Origin of the sequence: Mesorhizobium sp. B4-1-4 (assembly GCF_006439395.2) — a bacterium.
GTDB lineage: Bacteria > Pseudomonadota > Alphaproteobacteria > Rhizobiales > Rhizobiaceae > Mesorhizobium.
On the sequence record NZ_CP083950.1, the window covers coordinates 4,893,522 to 4,912,243 of the forward strand.

General features: G+C 63.5%; 16 protein-coding genes, 1 tRNA gene and 2 pseudogenes. 9 read left to right on the forward strand and 10 right to left on the reverse strand.

Features of this window, described 5'->3' with window-relative positions; all coding sequences use genetic code 11:
- Window positions 1-49: 49 nt before the first annotated feature.
- The 3 genes from FJW03_RS23610 to FJW03_RS23620 all read right to left on the reverse strand — a co-directional run bounded on the left by FJW03_RS23610 (window position 50) and on the right by FJW03_RS23620 (window position 1,826).
- Entirely contained in the window at window positions 50-1,129 is a 1,080-nt protein-coding gene (locus tag FJW03_RS23610) for a hypothetical protein (protein WP_140766069.1), read from the reverse strand.
- Window positions 1,116-1,412: a hypothetical protein gene (locus FJW03_RS23615; protein ID WP_140766070.1), complete on the reverse strand. Its 297-nt coding sequence runs from the start codon at window positions 1,410-1,412 to the stop codon at window positions 1,116-1,118. The genes FJW03_RS23610 and FJW03_RS23615 overlap by 14 nt, the downstream gene beginning before the upstream one ends.
- 339 nt (window positions 1,413-1,751) lie before the next feature.
- A tRNA-Gly gene (locus FJW03_RS23620) sits at window positions 1,752-1,826 on the reverse strand.
- Window positions 1,827-2,040: 214 nt separating this feature from the next.
- Here FJW03_RS23620 and FJW03_RS23625 point away from each other — a divergent pair.
- The 5 genes from FJW03_RS23625 to FJW03_RS23645 all read left to right on the forward strand — a co-directional run bounded on the left by FJW03_RS23625 (window position 2,041) and on the right by FJW03_RS23645 (window position 6,371).
- Window positions 2,041-2,538, forward strand: coding sequence for a prolyl-tRNA synthetase associated domain-containing protein (locus FJW03_RS23625; RefSeq protein ID WP_140695865.1), 498 nt, complete (start codon window positions 2,041-2,043; stop codon window positions 2,536-2,538).
- Between the two features lie 85 nt (window positions 2,539-2,623).
- A complete protein-coding gene (gene trxA, locus FJW03_RS23630) occupies window positions 2,624-3,625 on the forward strand; it encodes a thioredoxin (RefSeq protein WP_140766071.1) in 1,002 nt (333 codons plus the stop codon).
- 206 nt (window positions 3,626-3,831) lie between these two features.
- Complete coding sequence (locus tag FJW03_RS23635) at window positions 3,832-4,503, forward strand: LON peptidase substrate-binding domain-containing protein (protein ID WP_140740407.1); 672 nt, start codon at window positions 3,832-3,834, stop codon at window positions 4,501-4,503.
- A 95-nt stretch (window positions 4,504-4,598) separates the two neighbouring features.
- On the forward strand, window positions 4,599-4,847 hold the full coding sequence (locus FJW03_RS23640; protein ID WP_140695870.1) for a Trm112 family protein: 249 nt from the start codon (window positions 4,599-4,601) through the stop codon (window positions 4,845-4,847).
- 300 nt (window positions 4,848-5,147) lie between these two features.
- Window positions 5,148-6,371, forward strand: a complete 1,224-nt coding sequence (locus tag FJW03_RS23645) for an IS481 family transposase (protein ID WP_226890446.1) — start codon at window positions 5,148-5,150, stop codon at window positions 6,369-6,371.
- 228 nt (window positions 6,372-6,599) lie between these two features.
- On the opposite strand, the gene FJW03_RS23650 is transcribed toward FJW03_RS23645, so the two are convergent.
- The 3 genes from FJW03_RS23650 to FJW03_RS23660 are packed head-to-tail and all read right to left on the reverse strand — an operon-like array spanning window position 6,600 to window position 12,416.
- Window positions 6,600-9,944 (reverse strand): error-prone DNA polymerase, encoded by a 3,345-nt coding sequence (locus FJW03_RS23650; RefSeq protein WP_140767484.1) that lies wholly within the window; start codon window positions 9,942-9,944, stop codon window positions 6,600-6,602.
- Complete coding sequence (locus FJW03_RS23655; RefSeq protein WP_140767485.1) at window positions 9,941-11,419, reverse strand: DUF6504 family protein; 1,479 nt, start codon at window positions 11,417-11,419, stop codon at window positions 9,941-9,943. Before FJW03_RS23655 ends, FJW03_RS23650 begins: the two co-directional genes overlap by 4 nt.
- Window positions 11,361-12,416: an ImuA family protein gene (locus FJW03_RS23660; RefSeq protein WP_140767486.1), complete on the reverse strand. Its 1,056-nt coding sequence runs from the start codon at window positions 12,414-12,416 to the stop codon at window positions 11,361-11,363. Before FJW03_RS23660 ends, FJW03_RS23655 begins: the two co-directional genes overlap by 59 nt.
- 182 nt (window positions 12,417-12,598) lie before the next feature.
- On the opposite strand from FJW03_RS23660, the gene FJW03_RS23665 reads away from it, so the two are divergent.
- Window positions 12,599-13,021 (forward strand): metallopeptidase family protein, encoded by a 423-nt coding sequence (locus tag FJW03_RS23665; RefSeq protein WP_140610249.1) that lies wholly within the window; start codon window positions 12,599-12,601, stop codon window positions 13,019-13,021.
- Between the two features lie 88 nt (window positions 13,022-13,109).
- Here FJW03_RS23665 and FJW03_RS23670 read toward each other — a convergent pair whose 3' ends face one another.
- The 4 genes and pseudogenes from FJW03_RS23670 to FJW03_RS23685 all read right to left on the reverse strand — a co-directional run bounded on the left by FJW03_RS23670 (window position 13,110) and on the right by FJW03_RS23685 (window position 15,582).
- Window positions 13,110-13,286 carry a GIY-YIG nuclease family protein gene (locus FJW03_RS23670; protein WP_413466440.1) on the reverse strand — a complete coding sequence of 59 codons (177 nt, stop codon included), beginning with the start codon at window positions 13,284-13,286 and terminating at the stop codon, window positions 13,110-13,112.
- An 84-nt stretch (window positions 13,287-13,370) separates the two neighbouring features.
- Window positions 13,371-14,311 (reverse strand): annotated as a pseudogene (locus tag FJW03_RS23675) (IS481 family transposase).
- A gap of 133 nt (window positions 14,312-14,444) precedes the next feature.
- Window positions 14,445-14,651: a DUF1737 domain-containing protein gene (locus FJW03_RS23680; protein ID WP_027145959.1), complete on the reverse strand. Its 207-nt coding sequence runs from the start codon at window positions 14,649-14,651 to the stop codon at window positions 14,445-14,447.
- Window positions 14,652-14,685: 34 nt separating this feature from the next.
- Window positions 14,686-15,582, reverse strand: a complete 897-nt coding sequence (locus tag FJW03_RS23685; protein ID WP_140767313.1) for an HpcH/HpaI aldolase/citrate lyase family protein — start codon at window positions 15,580-15,582, stop codon at window positions 14,686-14,688.
- A gap of 367 nt (window positions 15,583-15,949) precedes the next feature.
- Here FJW03_RS23685 and FJW03_RS23690 point away from each other — a divergent pair.
- The 3 genes and pseudogenes from FJW03_RS23690 to FJW03_RS23700 all read left to right on the forward strand — a co-directional run.
- Window positions 15,950-16,416: pseudogene (locus FJW03_RS23690) on the forward strand (DUF4153 domain-containing protein); the annotation flags it as partial.
- Window positions 16,417-16,419: 3 nt separating this feature from the next.
- Window positions 16,420-17,112, forward strand: a complete 693-nt coding sequence (locus FJW03_RS23695; protein ID WP_140767314.1) for a response regulator transcription factor — start codon at window positions 16,420-16,422, stop codon at window positions 17,110-17,112.
- On the forward strand, window positions 17,103-18,704 hold the full coding sequence (locus tag FJW03_RS23700; protein ID WP_140767315.1) for an ATP-binding protein: 1,602 nt from the start codon (window positions 17,103-17,105) through the stop codon (window positions 18,702-18,704). The genes FJW03_RS23695 and FJW03_RS23700 overlap by 10 nt, the downstream gene beginning before the upstream one ends.
- The last annotated feature ends 18 nt before the right edge of the window (window positions 18,705-18,722 follow it).

Sequence of the window (18,722 nt, forward strand, 5' to 3'; positions counted from 1 at the left end):
GTAAAGAGAGCGGCGTTGCCGCCGCTCTCCCGACCTTAATAACCAAAGCTCACGCTGCGTTGGACGTCACGTCGGTGGCGCCGTTTGTATCATCATCGATATCTGTTTCGTGGACAAATTTGTCCAATGATTCAAGGGCGACGGACAGCCGCTGCGACCAACTCTGCTTTTCGACGGCATAGAAGGTGTATTTGTCATTGTTTCCGATCGCATCAAGCTCCGCCTCGCCGATCGAGAAAAGGAGAACCTCTAGCCCAGCTCGAATAAAACGATCTGCTCCTGCTGCCGCATATACTTGCGAAAAGAACGAGTGCGCTTGGTTAATTTCCAGCAGCCTCTGCCCACCGATCTGCTCGACGCGATAGAACGGTGCTCCTGGATGGTTTGCGAAGGTGACCTTATATGGGTGCTGAAGAATTTCCTGAACAACTTCAGCCTCAACCTCATTTTCAGAGCGCTGTGTTTCGCGAGCCTTCCGTTTGACGGTCTGACGGAAATTTTCCTCAGCTTTTTTGATCCGTTCTGGAGTATCTGAGCCGGCCTTGCCCTTCCGGTATTTCTCACTCTCCAACATCGACAGCTCTGAAACCCGTGGTTCTCCGACAACGCTGTCTTGTCGAGTAACATCATTGAGCTTGTTCTGTGCATGCAATTTACGGAGGTGCCTAAGGGCAGCCTCCACACCGGCCTCTTTTAGGATGTCCCAAATTCTGTCGGACATAACTACGCCTTGCTTGGAGTTCGCGATCGTGAACTCCTCGTCAAGTTCGGCCGGGAAATCTACTTCTATTGCCCAATATCGATCATCATTTCTAAATTTCTCCAGCCCACTCCATGGAGTTCTTTCGATAACGTCGATCTGACGACCCATTCTGGAAATTATTAGCCCCCGATTATCATTAGAAATTTTCCACCGATCATTTTGGTTAGAACCTTGGGCCTTTTTCGTCTTGTCGATCGAGAAGAAGGTTAACGGGAAACTGGCATAGCGTATTTTGATGGCGGCCTTCTCTCCTGACTTCTTCGATGTGACCATTGCAGTTCCATTAGGCAATGCAACAGCTCGATCCTCATCCAGATCAAAGAGGCGATAGCCAGGTGTCGCAAAAAGGGGATCAACCGGGTCCACTCGTGTCCCGTCGAAAACAAGCTTTACCTTGTCGACGGTAGTTCCGGTACGTGACTCCGAAGTGGGGGAGCAGATTCTTGCTCATACCCGCCGTGGTGCTCCATTTAATGCGATCCATCTTCTCCCAGAGAACCACGGTCCCACGCTCTTCACGGATTTTGTTTGTCTTCATATACTCAAAAACCCATGCCGGTGGCTCGCCTGCCGATACCTCGGGAACATGAACCTTGCCGGTGCTATCAGTGTGTTTGCCGTCGCGGATTTCATCCAGATCGACCGTCACGAAATGGTTCATCCAGCGAAGAAACGGGACTGTATGCGTAGGATTCGGCGCAGTGCGCCAAAAAGTGTGCGTTCACGGTGTGGACCTCTTAGTCACGAGTTTCAATCGTGCAGAGGCCCAGTTTCGCTGGAAGGTTTGTTCGCTTCTTTCTGCAACCGTGTTTGGCCGCGTCGTTCCGCCGAACCCCTACATTCAAAATGTAACACACGAATGCGCTATGTTGAATTAGCGGCAGGAATTTTCTTACTCGCGAGGCAACTCCCCCTGCCGCTCCCCGGCGCCAGACGCCAAAAGGCCCGGTTACCCGGGCCCTTTAAGCTTTTCAAATCTAAGAAGATTTGGAGCGGGTGAAGCGATTCGAACGCTCGACCCCAACCTTGGCAAGGTTGTGCTCTACCCCTGAGCTACACCCGCTCACACGGCCCTTGGCCGCAAGCCGGGCCTATATGGCTGAAGAGCGCGGCGATTGCAACAGGGAAATCGCAGCCTTTTTTGACGTAACGTGATGATGCCGGCGAGACTTGCCGGCAAAGGGTCGATTTGTGCGCCCTGACGCGCGGTGGTCTTGTGTCGGGCGCCTCATTGGCCGTAAACGGCATGGCTGGAAACCAGCCGAAGAAGAAACCCAATGCCGAAGACCGAAACCGAGCTTCTTGCCTTTCTCGCCGAACTCGGCATCGCCGTTTCGACGAAACGCCATCCGCCGCTCTATACCGTCGCCGATTCGCAGGCGCTGCGCGGCGAGATCACCGGCGAGCACACGAAAAACCTGTTCCTGAAGGACAAGAAGGATAATTTCTTCCTCGTCACCGTCGGCGAGGACGCGGTTGTCGATCTCAAGCAGATCCATCAATTGATCGGCGCCGCCAGCCGTGTTTCCTTCGGCAAGCCGGAGATGCTGATGGAGTTGCTCGGCGTCACGCCGGGCGCGGTCACCGTCTTCGGCGTCATCAACGATACGGCAAACAAGGTCAGGCTGGTGCTCGACAAGGATTTGATGGACCATGCCGTCATCAACGCCCATCCGCTGACCAATGAGGCGACGACATCGATCGCGGCGGCCGATCTCATCAGATTCGTCGAGGCAACCGGGCATGATGCTGCTATCTTGAAAGTCTCGGCATGATCGCCACATGGATGGCGAAACCGACTTCCAATTGAGGACATTGCGCCGGCCCGCTGTTCGGCGGCGCGACCGAAAGGGTGACGAGATGAGCGACAACAATCGGTTTGGCGGGTCATTCGGCAGCAATGGCGGCCAGTATGCCACCACGGTGCAGTATGGCGGAACCGAATCCGCGCGCGCCAACGCCGCGCTTGGGGAGGCGGTCCCTGTAACCGGCGACATTATCAAGGACACGACGACCGCGGCCTTCGCGGCCGACGTCATCCAGGAATCGCGCCGCCAGCCGGTGCTGGTCGATTTCTGGGCGCCGTGGTGCGGGCCCTGCAAGCAGCTGACCCCGCAGCTGGAAAAGGCGGTCAAGGCGGCCGGCGGCAAGGTCAAGCTGGTCAAGATGAACATCGATGATCACCCCTCGATCGCCGGCCAGCTCGGCATCCAGTCGATTCCGGCGGTCATCGCCTTCAAGGACGGCCAGCCAGTCGACGGCTTCATGGGCGCCATCCCCGAAAGCCAGATCGTCCAGTTCATCGACAAGGTCGGCGGCAAGGGCAATGGCGCGCCGGCCGTGGCCGAGGCGATTGCCGCGGCGACCGAGGCGCGCGACGCCGGCGATATGCAGGCCGCCGCCGACATCTACGACGCCATCCTGGCGCAGGCGCCCGAGACCATCGAGGCCATCGCCGGACTGGGCGAGATCCTGTTCGGGGCCGGTGATGTTGAAGGCGCCGAGGCGCTGCTGGCAACCGCACCCGAGGCCAAGAAGGACGCGCCGGCGCTTGCCGCGCTGCGCGCCAAGATGGCGCTCGCCGCACAGGCGGCGGAACTGGGCAACCCGGCCGAGTTCGAGCGCCGGCTGGCCGACAATCCCAACGACCATCAGGCGCGCTTCGACCTGGCCATGATCCAGAACGCCCGGGGCGAGCGCACGGCGGCGGCGGACAATCTCCTGGCCATCATCAAGGCCGACCGCGCGTGGAACGAGGACGGCGCCAAGGCGCAATTGCTGCGTTTCTTCGAAGCCTGGGGCATGACCGACGAGGCGACGCTGGCCGCCCGGCGCAAATTGTCGTCGCTGCTGTTTTCCTGAACCCGAGGCCGTTTCGTCGCACGGGCTTGAGGGCGGCGCCGACTGCGCCAGATTAGAAAGCTGGCTTCGGCGGGCCGGTGATCCCGGCAGACAAAGGCGGATCGGGCGTGACACGCACTATGTCTTTGTTTTTATGCATGTCGTCCTCCCAAAACCGAGGTCATTTTTGGGCGACATGCGTTAGGTGAAGCGATCGGAGGAATGAGGTGCAAGCGGGAAACGCGCATTACCGGCTCGCCAAGGATCTGCCGTCAGCGATCCCGATCTTTCCGCTCGAGGGAGCGCTTTTGCTGCCTGGCGGCCGCATGCCGCTCAACATCTTCGAGCCGCGCTACCTGCAGATGGTGGATGAGGCGGTGGCCGGCTCGCGGCTCATCGGCATCATCCAGCCCAGTCTCGACGGCGCGCTGCGCGAGGATGGCGAGCCGGAGCTGTGCAATGTCGGCTGCGCCGGGCGCATCATCGCCTTTTCCGAGACCGGTGATGGCCGCTACCTGATCTCGCTGCAGGGCGTGTGCCGGTTCCGCATCGGCCAGGAGCTGACGGTCAAGACGCCGTTCCGCCAGGTCAAGCCGGCACCGTTCCTGGCCGATCTCGGTGACGACCAGGCGGCGAACGAGATCGATCGGCCGGCCCTGCTCAAGGCGTTTCGCGCCTATCTGCAAGCCAATGATCTCGAAGCCGACTGGGAAAGCGTCAGCCGTGCCGAAAACGCCATGCTGGTCAATGCCCTGTCGATGATGGCGCCTTACGGGCCGGCCGAGAAACAGGCGCTACTCGAGGCCGCTGACCTGAAGACAAGGGCGGAGACGCTGATCGCCATCACCGAAATGGCGCTGGCGCGCGAGAATGAGGATTTTGGCTCGAGCCTGCAATGAGATATGCCGATATTCAGGTGATGCCGCTATTTGCAGGCCGGCATTACCCGAATACCAACACATCTCAGGTCGGCAGTTGGTTGAGGGAGGCCGTGATGGCGGCGGATGGACGCGACGGAAGGAAGGCCAGTGTCGACCCGAAGCTGCTGGAGCTTCTGGCGTGCCCGCTGACCAAGGGGCCGCTGGCCTGGGATCCGGAGCGGGGTGAACTGGTCTCGCGGGTCGCCAAGCTCGCCTATCCGGTACGCGACGGCATCCCGATCATGCTGCCCTCGGAAGCGCGGACGTTGTCGGCGGAGGACGTTTTGCCCGTAACGCCGCCGCGGCTGAGCGGGCCGAGCTGAGTGGCGCGCATCGCTGCGATGCAGGTGTTGCCGGAGGCTGGCGGGACAGCGCCCCCTCTGCCCTACCGGGCATCTCCCCCACTTGGGGGGAGATCGGCAGCTTCGCCGTCCAGCCTGGTTTTAAAAGCGGTGATGACGGCCAATCTCCGTTGCGGGCAGGGCAATCGCATATGGGAGGCTCAGGCTTTTGCTTTACGAGTACCCCCACCCCTAACCCCTCCTGTAGAGACCGGGGAGATGGTGGACAGGCGTTCGGAGACATCGTGGACACTTCCCGAGCATCGAATCGGGAGGGACGGAATGCCGTTTTGCGAGGTGTCCGCGATGGCTCAGAAGCGAGAGTTCGTGATGTTTGCCTTGAATGAGGGGGCGAACGTTCGAGAGCTTTGTCGACGGTTCGGGATCAGTCCGACGACCGGCTACAAATGGATCGAGCGGTATCAGGCGGAAGGGCTGGCCGGGCTGACCGAGCGATCGCGCCGCCCGCACTCGAGTCCGCAGCGCACCGCTTGGCAGGTTGAGGCGAAGGTGTTGGAGGTACGCGACAAGAGCAACAACGTCTGGGGCGGCCGCAAGATCAAGGGGGCGCTGGAGAAGGATAGTGAGCTCGAAATCCCGGCGGCAAGCACGATCACCGCGATCCTGCGCCGTCACGAGCGGCTGACGGAGGCTGGAGCGGCGCAACATCCGGGACCATGGCAGCGCTTCGAGCGGGAGACCCCCAACGAGCTGTGGCAAATGGACTTCAAGGGTCACTTTGCCATCCATAGCGGCCGCTGCCATCCGCTCACCACGCTCGACGACCATTCGCGCTTCAACCTGGTGCTTTCTGCCTGCGGCAATGAGCAGGGCCGAACGGTGCGCGGGGAGCTGGAGATTGCCTTTCGCCACTATGGTTTGCCGCTGGCGATGCTGATGGATGGCGGCCCGCCGTGGAGCGATCCCGGCGGCGAGCCCTACACCGTGTTCAGCGTTTGGTTGTTGCGGCTTGGCATCCGCGTCCTGCACGGTCGACCGCGCCACCCCCAGACGCAAGGCAAGGAAGAGCGCTTCCATCGCACGCTGAAAGCCGAAGTGATCAGCGGGCGAAGCTTCGGCGATCTCGCCGATTGTCAGCGGGCCTTCGACCAATGGCGTCCGCGTTATAACCACGAACGGCCGCACGAGGCACTCGACATGGCGACGCCGGCCGAGCGGTACCGGCCGAGCCCACGCTGCTTCCCTGAGGTGTTGCCCGCGATCGAATACGGACCAGGTGACAAGGTCCGCAAGGTCGACAGCGATGGCTTCATCAGCTTCAGGAACCGACCTTGGCGGATCGGCAAGGCCTTCCGCGGCGAGCTGGTGGCACTTCGCTCCACTGACCAGGATGGCCTCTTCAGCGTGCACTACTGCTCGCATCGGATTGCCACCCTTGACCTGCGCTCCACCGACAGGGAGGCCTGTGGACTTGTGGACAACGCTAAGCCTTGCCCACAGGGTCCACACCCCAAACAACAACAAAAACAACCCGTCTCATCATGATGAAAAAATGTGTCCACGATGTCCCCGAACACCTGTCCACCTTGTCTCCGGCACAAACACCCTCCCCACAGGGGGGAGGGAGACTCCGTTGACGCCGATCCGGGCAATTGAGCATGTTTTTAGATGGCAAGGCGGAAGCAAAGGCGCGCGGCAGCATTCCCTTCCCCTTGTGGGGAGGGTTAGGGTGGGGGTCCTCTTCGCAAGAATCCATATGCCCCTGCCCTGGCTCTATTGAAAATTACGCCCTTTGGGCATGACCCTTTCCGCTTCTTCCGACAGCGTTGCGAGACTTTGATCGGCCGGCGCGTTCCTTAGTCCGGATTGGCTGGTGCGATCCCGACCTTCCCCAGAGGCGTGTCGTATGGCAGGCGGGCCGGCCGCGCTGACCTTCTCCAGCAGGACGGTCAGCCAGGGTGTCAGATCCTCGATCTTTTCCGCGACGATATGGATGACACCGGATTCCGACTGCAATTTCCCGCTGACCTTCACGAACCGCGCGCCCATGACGATAGGCCGGAAGCGGGTAAAGGTTCTCTCCCAGAAAATGACATTGGCGACAGCCTTGTCGTCTTCCAGCGTCAGGAAGATCGCATTGCCCTTGCCGGGGCGCTGGCGCACCAGCACCAGACCGGCAACCGAAACCCGCCTGCCGTCGCGCACGGAAGGCAGGTTGGCGTTGGGGATGATGCCGGCCCGGTCGAGCCGCTCGCGCAGGAAAGCGACCGGATGCGCCTTCAGGGACAGGCCGAGCGAGCGGTAATCATGGATGACATGCTCGCCGAGCGGCATTTTGGGCAGCTTCGTCTCGGGTTCCAGCTCGCGCAGGCGCAACGCCGGCTGGTCGAACAGCGGCAGCTTTTCGGCCGCACTTTTGCCGTCGAGCGCACGCACCTGCCAAAGTGCGGCACGGCGGTCGAGGCCGAGCGAACGGAAGGCATCGGCCTGCGCCAGCCTCTCGATCTCGCCGACATCGAGGCCGGAGCGCAGCCAGACGTCCCGGACGGTTTCGTAGCCTGCACCGCGCCGCGCGACGAAAGCTTCCATGCGTTCCTGGGAAAGTCCCTTGATCTGCCGGAAGCCGAGCCGCACCGCATGATCCGTCTGGACGACACCGCGCATTTCGGCATGGCGCGGCAGGATGCGGGCCGGATCGAAAGGTGCTTTTTCCAGGGTGCAGTCCCAGACGGAATAATTGACGTCGACCTCGCGGATCTCGACGCCGTGGTCGCGCGCGTCGCGCACCAGCTGCGCCGGCTGGTAGAAGCCCATCGGTTGCGAGTTCAGGATCGCGGCGCAGAATACGTCGGGATAGAAGGTCTTGAACCAGCATGAGGCATAGACGAGGAGCGCAAAGGAGGCGGCATGGCTTTCGGGAAAGCCATATTCGCCAAAACCCTCGATCTGCTTGAAGCAGCGCTCGGCGAACTCCTTTTCGTAGCCCCTGCCCGTCATGCCGTCGATCATCTGCTGGCGATAGTTGCCGATGGTGCCGGTGCGCTTGAAAGTGGCCATGGCGCGGCGCAGTTCGTCGGCCTTGCCTGGCTTGAAGCCACCGGCGACGATGGCGATCTTCATCGCCTGCTCCTGGAACAACGGCACGCCGAGTGTCTTGCCGAGGATCTCTTTCAGTTCCGGCTTGGGATACTCGGGTTTTTCCTTCTCCTGCCGACGGCGCAGATAGGGATGGACCATGTCGCCCTGGATCGGGCCGGGCCGCACGATCGCCACTTCGATGACAAGGTCGTAGAATTCGCGCGGCCTCAGTCGTGGCAGCATCGACATCTGAGCGCGCGATTCGATCTGGAAGACGCCGAGCGTATCGGCACGGCAGATCATGTCGTAGACGCGGGGATCCTCCTTGGCGATCGTATCCAGGGTCAATGGCCTGTCGAACTCGTCCCTGACACCGTAATGAGTCTCAAGCAAAGTGAAGGCACGCTGCAGGCAGGTCAGCATGCCCAGCGCCAGAATATCGACTTTGAGGATCTTCACCGCGTCGAGATCGTCCTTGTCCCATTCGACCATCTTGCGCTCGTCCATCGCCGTCTTGATGATGGGGACGATCTCGTCGAGCCGGTCCCTGGTGATGACGAAGCCGCCGACATGCTGCGAGAGATGGCGGGGAAAGCCCATGATCTCGTTGGCGCGCTCCATCACATGCCGCGATACGGGATCGCTGCGGTCGAGCCCCCCGGCCCGGGCTTCCTTCTCGCCAAGCTCGGATGTCGACCAGCCCCAGATCGAGCCGGACAGGGACGCCCGGACATCCTCGGACAGGCCCATTGCCTTGGAGACTTCGCGCAGTGCCGAGCGGCCGCGATAGCTGATGACGGCGGCGGCGAGCGCGGTGCGCTTGGCGCTGTATTTCGAATAGATGTACTGCATGACCTCTTCGCGCCGCTCATGCTCGAAGTCGACGTCGATATCGGGCGGCTCGTTGCGCTCCTCGGAAATGAAGCGCTCGAAGAGTGTGTCGATCTTGTCCGGGCCAACCTCGGTGATGCCGATGCAGAAGCAGATGATGGAATTGGCGGCGGAGCCGCGTCCCTGGCAGAGGATGTTCTGGCTACGGGCGAATTTTATGATGTCGTGGACGGTCAGGAAGTAGCGTGCGTAGTTCAGGCGCTCGATCAGGGCGAGTTCTTCCTCGATGCGTTTTATGACGCCGGCGGGGACACCGCCGGGGAAGCGCCTGGCCGCACCTTCCCGCGCCAGCCTTTCCAGCTCGGCCTGCGGGCCAAGGCCCGATTCCGTCGGCTCGTCGGGGTAATTGTACTGGAGGTCGCTGAGCGAGAAGGTGAGTTCTTCCGCGAACCGCAGCGTCTCGGCCAGCGCCCGCGGATGCCTGCGGAACAGGCGGGCCATTTCCAGCGGCGGCTTCAGGTGGCGCTCGGCATTGGCGGTGAGTTGCAGCCCGACTTCGGCGACGGGCGTGTTGAGACGGATCGCGGTCAGCACGTCCTGCAGCGGGCGGCGTTCGGCCGTGTGGTAGAGGACGTCGTTGGTCGCCATCAGCGGGATGCCGGCAGCCTCGGCAAGCGCCGCCGCCTGCTCGATCCGGAAACGGTCATTGCCGGCATAACAGGGCGAGACGCCAAGGCGCAGGGCTCCGCCGAAGCGGTCCTTGAGCTGGCGGAGCAAAGCGAGGCTGTCTTCTCCGCCCGCCGCCAGATCCGGCAGGACCGCCAGCGACATCCGGTCTCCCCACTCGAGCAGGTCGCCGCGCTGGAGAAGGGTGGCGCCCTTTTCGGTCTCGTCGCGCAGATTGGCTTGGGTGAGCATGCGGCACAGATGCCCCCAGCCCGTGCGGTCCCTGGGATAGGCGAGAATGTCGGGCGTGCCGTCGCCAAAGACCAGCCGGCAGCCGGGGTGATAGGAGAGCTTTTCGACCTTGGCCTGCTGCCAGGCGCGCACCACGCCGGCCACCGTGTTGCGGTCGGCAAGCCCGATCGCCGGGAAGCCCAGGAGCTTGGCCGCGACCACCAGCTCCTCCGGCTTGGAGGCGCCGCGCAGGAAGGAGAAATTCGACTGGATGCCGAACTCGGCATAGGGGATGACGGTCAGTGCGTTCATGCGAAGACCCCGTGCATGAACCAGCGCGGCGGGATCTGGGAGACGCTGCCGTAAAGGCCTTGCCGGTAGAGCCAGTAGCGGCGGCCGTCGGCATCCTCGATGCGGAAATAGTCGCGTGTCGATGCCGCTGCGTCGCCTGGCGCTTCGCGCCACCATTCGGCGGCGATGCGTTCCGGCCCTTCGGCACGCGTCACCCGGTAGAGTGCGCGGCGCCAGCGGAAATGCAGCGGCGGCCCTTCGGGCATTTCGGTGGCCGGCACCTCGATGGGCTCGGGCGCGCGGAACAGCCGGATCGGCCGTTCCGGCGGGAAAATGGTCATCGGCGCCTGCATCCTGTCCGGTCTCTTCGGCGGCGTGGTCCGGCGCGGCGCTTCGGTGAAAGGAATGATGGCGACGGCGCGTTCCGGCAGATGGCTTTCGACGGCGACCGGCCGCAGGATCGCGCCCTCGCCGAGCCGGGCGCGGATGCGATCGGCGAACAGCGCGATGTCGGCACCGTCATCGGTCGTCTCGCCCGTCAGATCGGCCTGCGGCATCTCGAAAGCGGCGGCGGCCAGCACCGAAAGCCGCACCAGGTCGAAGCCATAGCCGGCATCGATGTCCTGCTCGAGCGCGGCCAGCCTTTCATGGAACAGTTTCTGGATCAGCATGGGTTCGCGCAGCGGCCGCGAGGTGCCCAAGGCGATGCGGCTGACGGCGCCGTCGACGCGGAACAGCAGCAGGGCCAGCGAGCGAGCGCCCTCGCCACGGCGCTCGAGATCGGTCTTCAAGGTCGTCGCCAGCAAGCCGACCAAGCGTTCGATGTCCTCGGTCAGGGTGACCGGCTCGGCGAGATGGCGTTCGACCGAAAGCGGCGCGACGGGCAGGCGCGGCGAGACCGCCTCGTCGAGGCGGCCAAGCGCCTGGTCGAGACGCAGGAGCAGCGAGGCGCCGAAGCGGCGGGCGAGCGGCGCGCGCGGGGCGGCCATGACGGCGCCCGCCGTGCGCAGGCCCACACTTTCCAGGCTGGCGCGGATTTCCGACGCTATGCGCAATGCGGCGAGCGGCAAGGGCGCGAGCAGCGCTTCCTCCTCGCCGCCATCGACGATGCGGTCGCCGCAGAACCGTGCCGCCGCCCAGGCCGCCCCCGGTGTCGGGGCAAGGCCGGCGCGGACATCGAAACCCTGATGGAAGAAGCGCGACAGGATGTCATCCAGCATGGCGCGTTCGCCGCCGAACAGATGGGTGCAGCCGGTGACGTCGAGAAACAGGCCGTCCGCCCCGTCCAGCGCCACCAGCGGGGTGTAGCGGTCGCACCAGTCGGCAAGGCCTTCGAGCAGGCGGCGATCGGCCTCCGGATCGGCTTCGACGATGTCGATCGACGGATGCATGGCGCGCGCATCGGCAATCCCCATGTCGCGCTTCAGGTGCAGCGCCTCAGCCCGCTCGTCGAGGGCCGAGATGCGCTGCGCGTTCCCCTGGCGATGGCTGATCACGAGCGGTGGGTGATCCGACGGGCGGGAACGCCAGGACCGCCCCAGACGCTGCCGCAGGATCCTTTCGGCCGCGAGATAGGGAAACCACAGGGACAGGATCCTCTGTCCGGTGTTGCCGGGCCCGTCTTTCTTCGCCCCATCTTTCGTCGAATACGCGTTCATCGGGGTTCCACTCCAGTGTGAATTGTCCAGGCAGGGCCGTGCGGCTCTTGCCGATGGTGATGGTGAAGGCGGGGCGGCCGATCGAGCCGGCGAGCGGTCCGGCGACCGTGGCGCGCGGAACGGCCGGTGCCGGCGAAACGATCAGACGGACGGATGCCGCCGTCGGTTCGGGTTCGGCCGCCTGCCGCAGCAGGAACACCGGCCGGCCGGCACTTATCGCCCTGGCATGCAGCCGGCGCGTCGCGGTCAGGTCCAGCCGCTGCGGGTTGCCGCGAATTTCGAGGATGACGGCGGCGAGCGCCGTCATCCTTGCGGCCTCCTCGGCGACCCACAGCGCATCGAGAAGCCTCGGCGCCTCGGAAAACAGCAATTGCCCGGGCTCGATGCCGAACGAGGCATGAAGCCCCCTGGCATAGGGAAAGCCGGCCTCCCGGAAGATTTCCGTGGTGCCGATCCACAGCACCGGCAGCCCTTGCGCCTGCTTGAGGATCAGGCTGGTGAGCGACAGGGCGAAGCCGGCGACGGCCCCGGCATCGCGGGTTTCCAGGCCATGGATTTCGCTGAGCGCGGCTTTCGGCAGGCCGCCGCTCAGGGCGGCATCGAGGCGCCCGACACCAATGGGCAGAAAGGCATCCGGCAACGCCGCGGCCTTGCCGCGCCGGACGATGGTGAGATCGGCGTTGGGCGTGAGATCTGTGTTGGCAACTGCGCTTGCGTTGGTATCAAGGGACGCCGCGGCCGGCGCCTGCAGGCGCTCCGGCAGCGTTCCCTCGATCTTCGCGATCTGGCGGCGCAGGGCAAAAACAGTCTCCCGCGCCACGGCGTTCATCGCCATGACGGTCAGCTTCCACTCACAATTGTTCCTGTTATGTTCCCTAGGATTCCAGAGGGAGCTGGAAGAGTCAAGCAGAGTCACGAGGAATTTATTCCTTCCAATCCGCGTGATGCGGGCGTGGCGGTCGCTGGATTTGCCTCGACCGGTGCGAAAGCCTATATGCCGGGATCAAAGGATAAAGCATGGCTCGCATCTACAAGACCCGCACCTGGCACGACCAGTTCTCGCCCTCGATGGAGGAATTGGAGTTCCTGGCGCTGGAGTCCTACGCCCATCTGCCGGAGGAGTTTCGCAAGCTGACCGGCGAGATCGTCATCCAGATCGCCGAGTTCCCGACCGACGAGATCATGGACGATTTGTCGCTGGAAACGCCGTTCGACCTGCTCGGCCTGTTCGAGGGGCGCGGCATCGCCGAACGCTGGAACCCGCAGACCGGCGAAGGCCCGAACCGAATCACGCTCTATCGCCGGGCCATGCTCGACTACTGGGCCGAAAACGAGGAAACGCTGGGCGACATCGTCACCCACGTGCTGATCCACGAGATCGGCCACCATTTCGGCCTGTCGGACGATGACATGGAGCGGATCGAGGAAGCTGCGGAGTAACCAACCAACCGGTTCCGCGAAAGAGTTCGAACCACTCGGGATTGGCTTTTTTCGATCAGTTCGATCTTCCGCTGGCGTGGCCGGCGCTTCAGCGACTTCTCACGTTGGGATGGCGTCCGTGATGTCGAAAAATTCTTCGGACCAGACCAACCCCGTTGTACGCGCCGACCTTGTGCTCCGGTATGCGGCGGCCAAGATCGTTGGTAACGCCGATGTACGTCGTGTCGCCCTTCTGGCTCGCCGTTATGTAGACATAGCCGGTCATGGCTTTGGGGTAGCAAGTGTCGTCGCGCGGACAAGCGCCATTCTGATCCGTTGCACTCTTCGGCCGGCGTCACGGCGCAGACCCCTAGGTGTTTAGTCCCGGCATTTGATGGACCGGGTCGAGTCTGAACCGTTCGGGCTCTTTTTTCCAGATTTTGCAGATGAACTCATAAGGCGTGAGGCCTTTGAGGGTCTTGAGCCTGCGTGCGAAATTGTAGGCTGAGATGAAGTCGGCGAGGTGTCGGCGCAGCTGATCGTGATCGTCATAGTGGAAGCACTTGACGGTCGCGTCCTTGATGGTTCGGTTCATCCGCTCGACCTGGCCGTTGGTCCAGGGATGGTTGATCTTGGTGAGCCGGTGCTCGATGCCATGGTCGGCGCAGACATCATCGAAGATATGCCGGGGGGCATGGCGGTCGCAGCTTCGGTTGGTGAACTGGATGCCGTTGTCGGTCAAAATGGCGTGGATGGCATAGGGCACGGCCGCGATCAGATCTCGCAGGAACTGGACCATCGTCATCTTGTCCGCCGTCGCGTGTAGCTGCGCATAGGCGAACTTGGACGTCCGGTCGACGGCAACGAAGAGACGCAGCTTGCCCTCGGCGGTCTGCACATCGGCGATATCGATATGGAAATAGCCGATCGGATAGGCCTGAAACTTTTTCTTGGCCGGCTTGTCACCATCCACCTGCGGCAATCGCGAAATACCATGGCGTTGAAGGCAACGATGCAAGGACGAGCGTGTCAGATGCGGGATCGTCGGCTGAGACAATCATCCAGTGGCAGCAGCGTGTGCTTGCGAAAGGCGACGATGGCCGCCTCTTCCTCCACAGACAACACCGTCGACTTCGGGTCCTTGGGGCCTGTCGGAAGATCGGCGGTCGAGGTTCGGTTCTTCCACTTTCGAACCGTCTTCTGATCGATCCCGTAGCGCCTGGCCAGCGCCCTCAGGCTCTCTTGACTATTTTGTATTGCTCGACGGATTGCCTCTGTCGTCGTGGCGCGGCCGTGCAGAACTTGTCCCATAACGCATCCTTCCAGTCGGAAGAAAATATCGCACCATTAAAGCTCGGGATCAAACACCTAGGGTCTGCGCCGCGTCGCTGCGCTCCTTGCTCCGCCCTAGGATGACGAGGAGAGTGAGGGACCCAGGCTTTTCCTACCAATCGCTGAGCTTGGTGTCCGGGCCGTATTCCTGGCCGTCGACATCCTTCACCACCGCCTGGCCGCAGCGCATCGTCTTGGCTTTCTTGTCATAGGCGTAGGTCGGCGAGCCGAACAGGTGCCAGCCCTTGTTCAGCGCCGCCGTCACTTTGTGGCAGAAGCTGGCGTCGTCCGGGGCAGTCAGAAAGCGGTAGAGTTTCATGGTTCCAGGTCCTGTCGTGAACAGCTTAGCCGGATCATGCGCCGATGGCGGCGGCCTTCGCCAGCAGTTTTTCGGCCTGCGCCAGATGCAGCCGCTCGATCATCCTGCCGTCCAGCGCGATCACGCCCTTGCCGGCATTTTCGGCAAGCGCGAAGGCGTCCTTCACCGCGCGGGCCTCGGCCATCGCTGCGGCGGATGGCGCAAAGGCGCGGTTCGCCGCCTCGATCTGCGCCGGATGGATCAGCGTCTTGCCGTCGAACCCCATGGCGGCTGCTTCCCCGCATTCCCGAGCGAAGGTTTCCGCGTCGCGAAAATCGTTGAACACCCCGTCAAGCATGTCGAGGCCACCGGCCCGCGCCGCCAGCAGCATCTGCATCAGCCATGGCACGAGATAGCGGCGGTCGGGCGTCGCCAGCACGCCGGTGTCCTTGATCAGATCATTCGTTCCGGCAACGAAACAAGCCAGCCGCGAGCCGGGGTCGCGGCCAAGCTCGGCGATGGCGCCGAGGTTGAGCATGGCCTTGGGGGTTTCGATCATCGCCCATAGTTTCACGCTGTCGGGGGCGAAATTGTCGTCCAGCACATCGCCGACCTCGAGCACGTCGCGCGGCGTGTCGACCTTGGGCAGCAGAATGCCATCCGGCTCCGCCTTCGCCATGGCCATCAGATCGTCTGTGCCCCATTCGCTGGAAAGCGCATTGACGCGCACGATCATCTCGCGGCGCCGGCCACCGGTGCCGGCCTCCGGATGGTTGGCGAAAATACCGGCCAGCCTGTCGCGGGCGGCGGTCTTGTCGGCCGGGGCGACGGCATCCTCAAGGTCGATGATGACGGCATCGCAGGAAAGCTGCTCGATCTTGGCCAGCGCCTTGTCGTTGGAGGCCGGGACGTAGAGCACCGAGCGGCGCGGGCGATAGGGTTTGGTCGTCATGATCCGATCTATGCCGGTTGCGACTGGTCGAGGCAAGCCGCCATATGTCCTGCACGGAAACTGCACGCGATTGCCGAAAATCTCCTCGGATCCGCCCTGCCGCCTCCCGACCGACCTGCCAGACAGGCGGCATGCATAAGCCAGTCAAACTCCCGTGGTCCCTGCCTTACCGGCTGCGCAGCGAAGGCTGGTGGCTGGTCGACCCGCCACGCGCGCGGCCTGCGGCGATCCTCATTCCTTTCATCCGCAAACGCCCGCCGACAGCCCGGCTGCAAGTTCTCGGGAAGATCAGACCGTGACGCCACCGTTCACCGCCGCGCCGGGCCATGGCAGCCGCTTGGGCGTCGTCGTGCTGGCCTATTGCGGCCTCGTCTGGATGGGGCTGGTGGCGGCCGGGCTTGCCCTGATCATCGTCCGCATCGCGCTCGGAAAATCCAATGAATGGCTCTCGTCCGCCAATCTTCTGACGCTATCGGCACGCTTTATGCCTGCTGCTTCATCGATTTCGCGGCAACGATCGCCAATTACAATGTCGACCATTCCCAAGAAATGACCGGACAAGGCGTCCCCCTCGACGGCTGGTATCTGCGCTCGCTCGGTCCGGGCGCGTTTCCGGCGCTCGATCGTTTCCTCGATCACCAGGGCAGGACGGCTGGAGCCGGCGCTACACGCGAACTCGCCAGACTGCGTGGCGTCGACGGGGGATGGTACCGCAGCGCCCTGGAAAACTGGCGCGCCTGGAGCTTTCGCGACTGGCGCCTGCTCTTCTATCTCGACACCAGGGCGCTACCTGTGATTCCCTCCGTATCCGAACCCTTCGCGCCGGGCCGCTGATCCATGCCGCATCACATCCTCGTCGCCGACGACGACCCGCATATCCGCGAAGTGATCTGCTTCGCGCTGGAAAAGGCCGGCATGAAGACGGCTGCCGTCTCAGATGGCGCCGCCGCCCTGCAGGCGATCGAGCGGCGCCCGCCCGACCTTGTCGTGCTCGACATCGGCATGCCGGAAATGGACGGGCTGGAGGTCTGCCGCCGGCTGCGGCAGCGTTCCGATGTGCCGGTGCTGTTCCTGTCCGCGCGCGACGAAGCAATAGACCGCATCCTTGGCCTGGAGATGGGCGGTGACGATTATGTCACAAAGCCGTTCAGCCCGCGCGAACTGGTCGCCCGCGTCAACGTCATCCTGCGCCGCGCCCGCCCGGCGGCGCCCGAACCGATTGACGACAGGCAGTTCGCCCATGGCAAGCTCGCCTTGGCGCCGGCCAGTCACAGCGCCAGCTTCGACGGCAAGCCGCTTGCCCTGACCGGCATCGAGTTCTCGATCCTGAAAGGGTTTCTGACGCGGCCGACGCATGTGCTCGACCGCGACGCGGTGATGGCCAGCGCCTATGCCGGCAAGATCCATGTCGCCGACCGCACAGTCGACAGCCATATCCGCAACATCCGCGCCAAGCTGGCGGCGGTGGGTTGCCCCGAAGTCATCGAGACCGTGCACGGCGTCGGCTTCCGGCTCGGCCGATGCGGCTGACGGCTTCGCGCAAATGGATCGGCCGCAAATGGCGGCCGCGCCTCGCCACCGTCGTCGTTGCCATCCTGATCCTGGTGATGGCCTTGCCGCTGGTCGGCCTGTTCTTCTTCCGCCTTTATGAAAACCAGCTGATCCGCCAGACCGAGGCGGAGCTGATCGCGCAAGGGGCGGCCATCGCCGCCATCTATGCGCAGGAGGTGCGCGACGCCGGCATTCTACCGGACGCGCTCGGCGCGCCGATGCCGCAGGCTGGCGCAAGCGCGAGCCGGGACCCCAATCCCGACGGGCCATACCGGCCAATCGAGCCGCGCCTCGATCTCGCTTCGGATTATGTGCTTCCGACACGGCCGGCGGCTGTGCAAGCGACCGCCGATCCCGCCTTCGCCGCGATCGGCACGCGCCTGTCCGGCATTCTCGACGCCACGCAGAAAACCACGCTGGCCGGCTTCCGGCTGCTCGATCCCCGGGGCGTCGTCATCGCCGGGCGTGACGAGGTCGGGCAGTCGCTGGCCGAGGTCCAGGAGGTGCGCGCCGCGCTTGACGGCCGCTATGCCAGCGCGCTCCGGCTGCGCATTTCCGACCAGCCGGCGCCGCCGCTCTATTCGGTCAGCCGCGGCACCAGGGTGCGCGTCTTCGTCGCTTTGCCCGTGGCCGTCGACGGCCACGTCGCCGGCGTGGTCTATGTCTCGCGGACGCCCAACAACATCGTCAAGCATCTCTATGGCGAGCGCGGTAAGGTGACGTTGGCGGCCATCGCCATCCTCGGCGGCACGCTGCTCATCGGCCTGGTGTTCCTGCGCACCGTCAGCCGACCGATCTATGCGCTGATCGACCGCACCCAGCGCATCGCCGCCGGCGAGCGCGATGCGATCCGGCCGCTCGACCATCACGGCACCTACGAAATGGCCGAGCTTTCCGCCGCTTTCCTCGACATGGCGGAAAAGCTGCAGGCGCGCTCCGACAGCATCCAGACCTTCGCCACCCATGTCTCGCACGAGCTCAAGTCGCCGCTGACGGCGATCCAGGGCGCGGCCGAGCTGCTGCGTGATTCCGGCTCGGCCATGGACGATGACGAGCGGCGGCGCTTCTCCGGCAACATCGTCACCGATGCCGGGCGCCTCAACCTGCTGGTCCGGCGCCTGCTCGACCTGGCGCGCGCCGAAAATCTCGCGCCCAGCGGCGAGAGCACCTCGGTCAGGTCGGCGCTGGCGCTGCTTCCCGTCGACACCAGGCTGGCGGTTCGCGTCGAGGCGGGCGGCGATCTGACCTTGCGCATATCGGCCGAGAACGCGGCAATCGTGCTAGGCAATCTCATCGACAATTCCGCCAGGCACGGCGCGACGCTGGTTTCGATCACCGCCGCAAGCGCCGGCGGCAGGGCCGTGGTACTGGTCGGGGACGATGGCGCCGGCATCTCACCGAGCAACCGAGCGCGCATCTTCGAGCCGTTCTTCACCACGCGGCGTGAGTCCGGCGGCACCGGCATGGGGCTCGGCATCGTGCTGGCCCTCCTGAAAGCGCATGATGGTATGATCCGGCTGGTTGACAGCGAGCGCGGCACGCGCTTCGAGATTGTCTTGCCTGCCGCCTAGCTCCACGATCGCGGCTCG

Excerpts from the sequence above, each read along its gene's own strand:
- FJW03_RS23665 (WP_140610249.1), top strand. The coding sequence starts at position 12,599 with ATGGCTCGCATCTACAAGACCCGCACCTGGCACGACCAGTTCTCGCCC.
- trxA (WP_140766071.1), top strand. The coding sequence starts at position 2,624 with ATGAGCGACAACAATCGGTTTGGCGGGTCATTCGGCAGCAATGGCGGC.
- FJW03_RS23680 (WP_027145959.1), bottom strand. The coding sequence starts at position 14,651 with ATGAAACTCTACCGCTTTCTGACTGCCCCGGACGACGCCAGCTTCTGC.
- FJW03_RS23695 (WP_140767314.1), top strand. The coding sequence starts at position 16,420 with ATGCCGCATCACATCCTCGTCGCCGACGACGACCCGCATATCCGCGAA.
- FJW03_RS23700 (WP_140767315.1), top strand. The coding sequence starts at position 17,103 with ATGCGGCTGACGGCTTCGCGCAAATGGATCGGCCGCAAATGGCGGCCG.
- FJW03_RS23650 (WP_140767484.1), bottom strand. The coding sequence starts at position 9,944 with ATGAACGCACTGACCGTCATCCCCTATGCCGAGTTCGGCATCCAGTCG.
- FJW03_RS23670 (WP_413466440.1), bottom strand. The coding sequence starts at position 13,286 with ATGACCGGCTATGTCTACATAACGGCGAGCCAGAAGGGCGACACGACG.
- FJW03_RS23685 (WP_140767313.1), bottom strand. The coding sequence starts at position 15,582 with ATGACGACCAAACCCTATCGCCCGCGCCGCTCGGTGCTCTACGTCCCG.
- FJW03_RS23625 (WP_140695865.1), top strand. The coding sequence starts at position 2,041 with ATGCCGAAGACCGAAACCGAGCTTCTTGCCTTTCTCGCCGAACTCGGC.
- FJW03_RS23660 (WP_140767486.1), bottom strand. The coding sequence starts at position 12,416 with ATGGCGATGAACGCCGTGGCGCGGGAGACTGTTTTTGCCCTGCGCCGC.
- FJW03_RS23645 (WP_226890446.1), top strand. The coding sequence starts at position 5,148 with ATGCCGTTTTGCGAGGTGTCCGCGATGGCTCAGAAGCGAGAGTTCGTG.
- FJW03_RS23640 (WP_140695870.1), top strand. The coding sequence starts at position 4,599 with ATGGCGGCGGATGGACGCGACGGAAGGAAGGCCAGTGTCGACCCGAAG.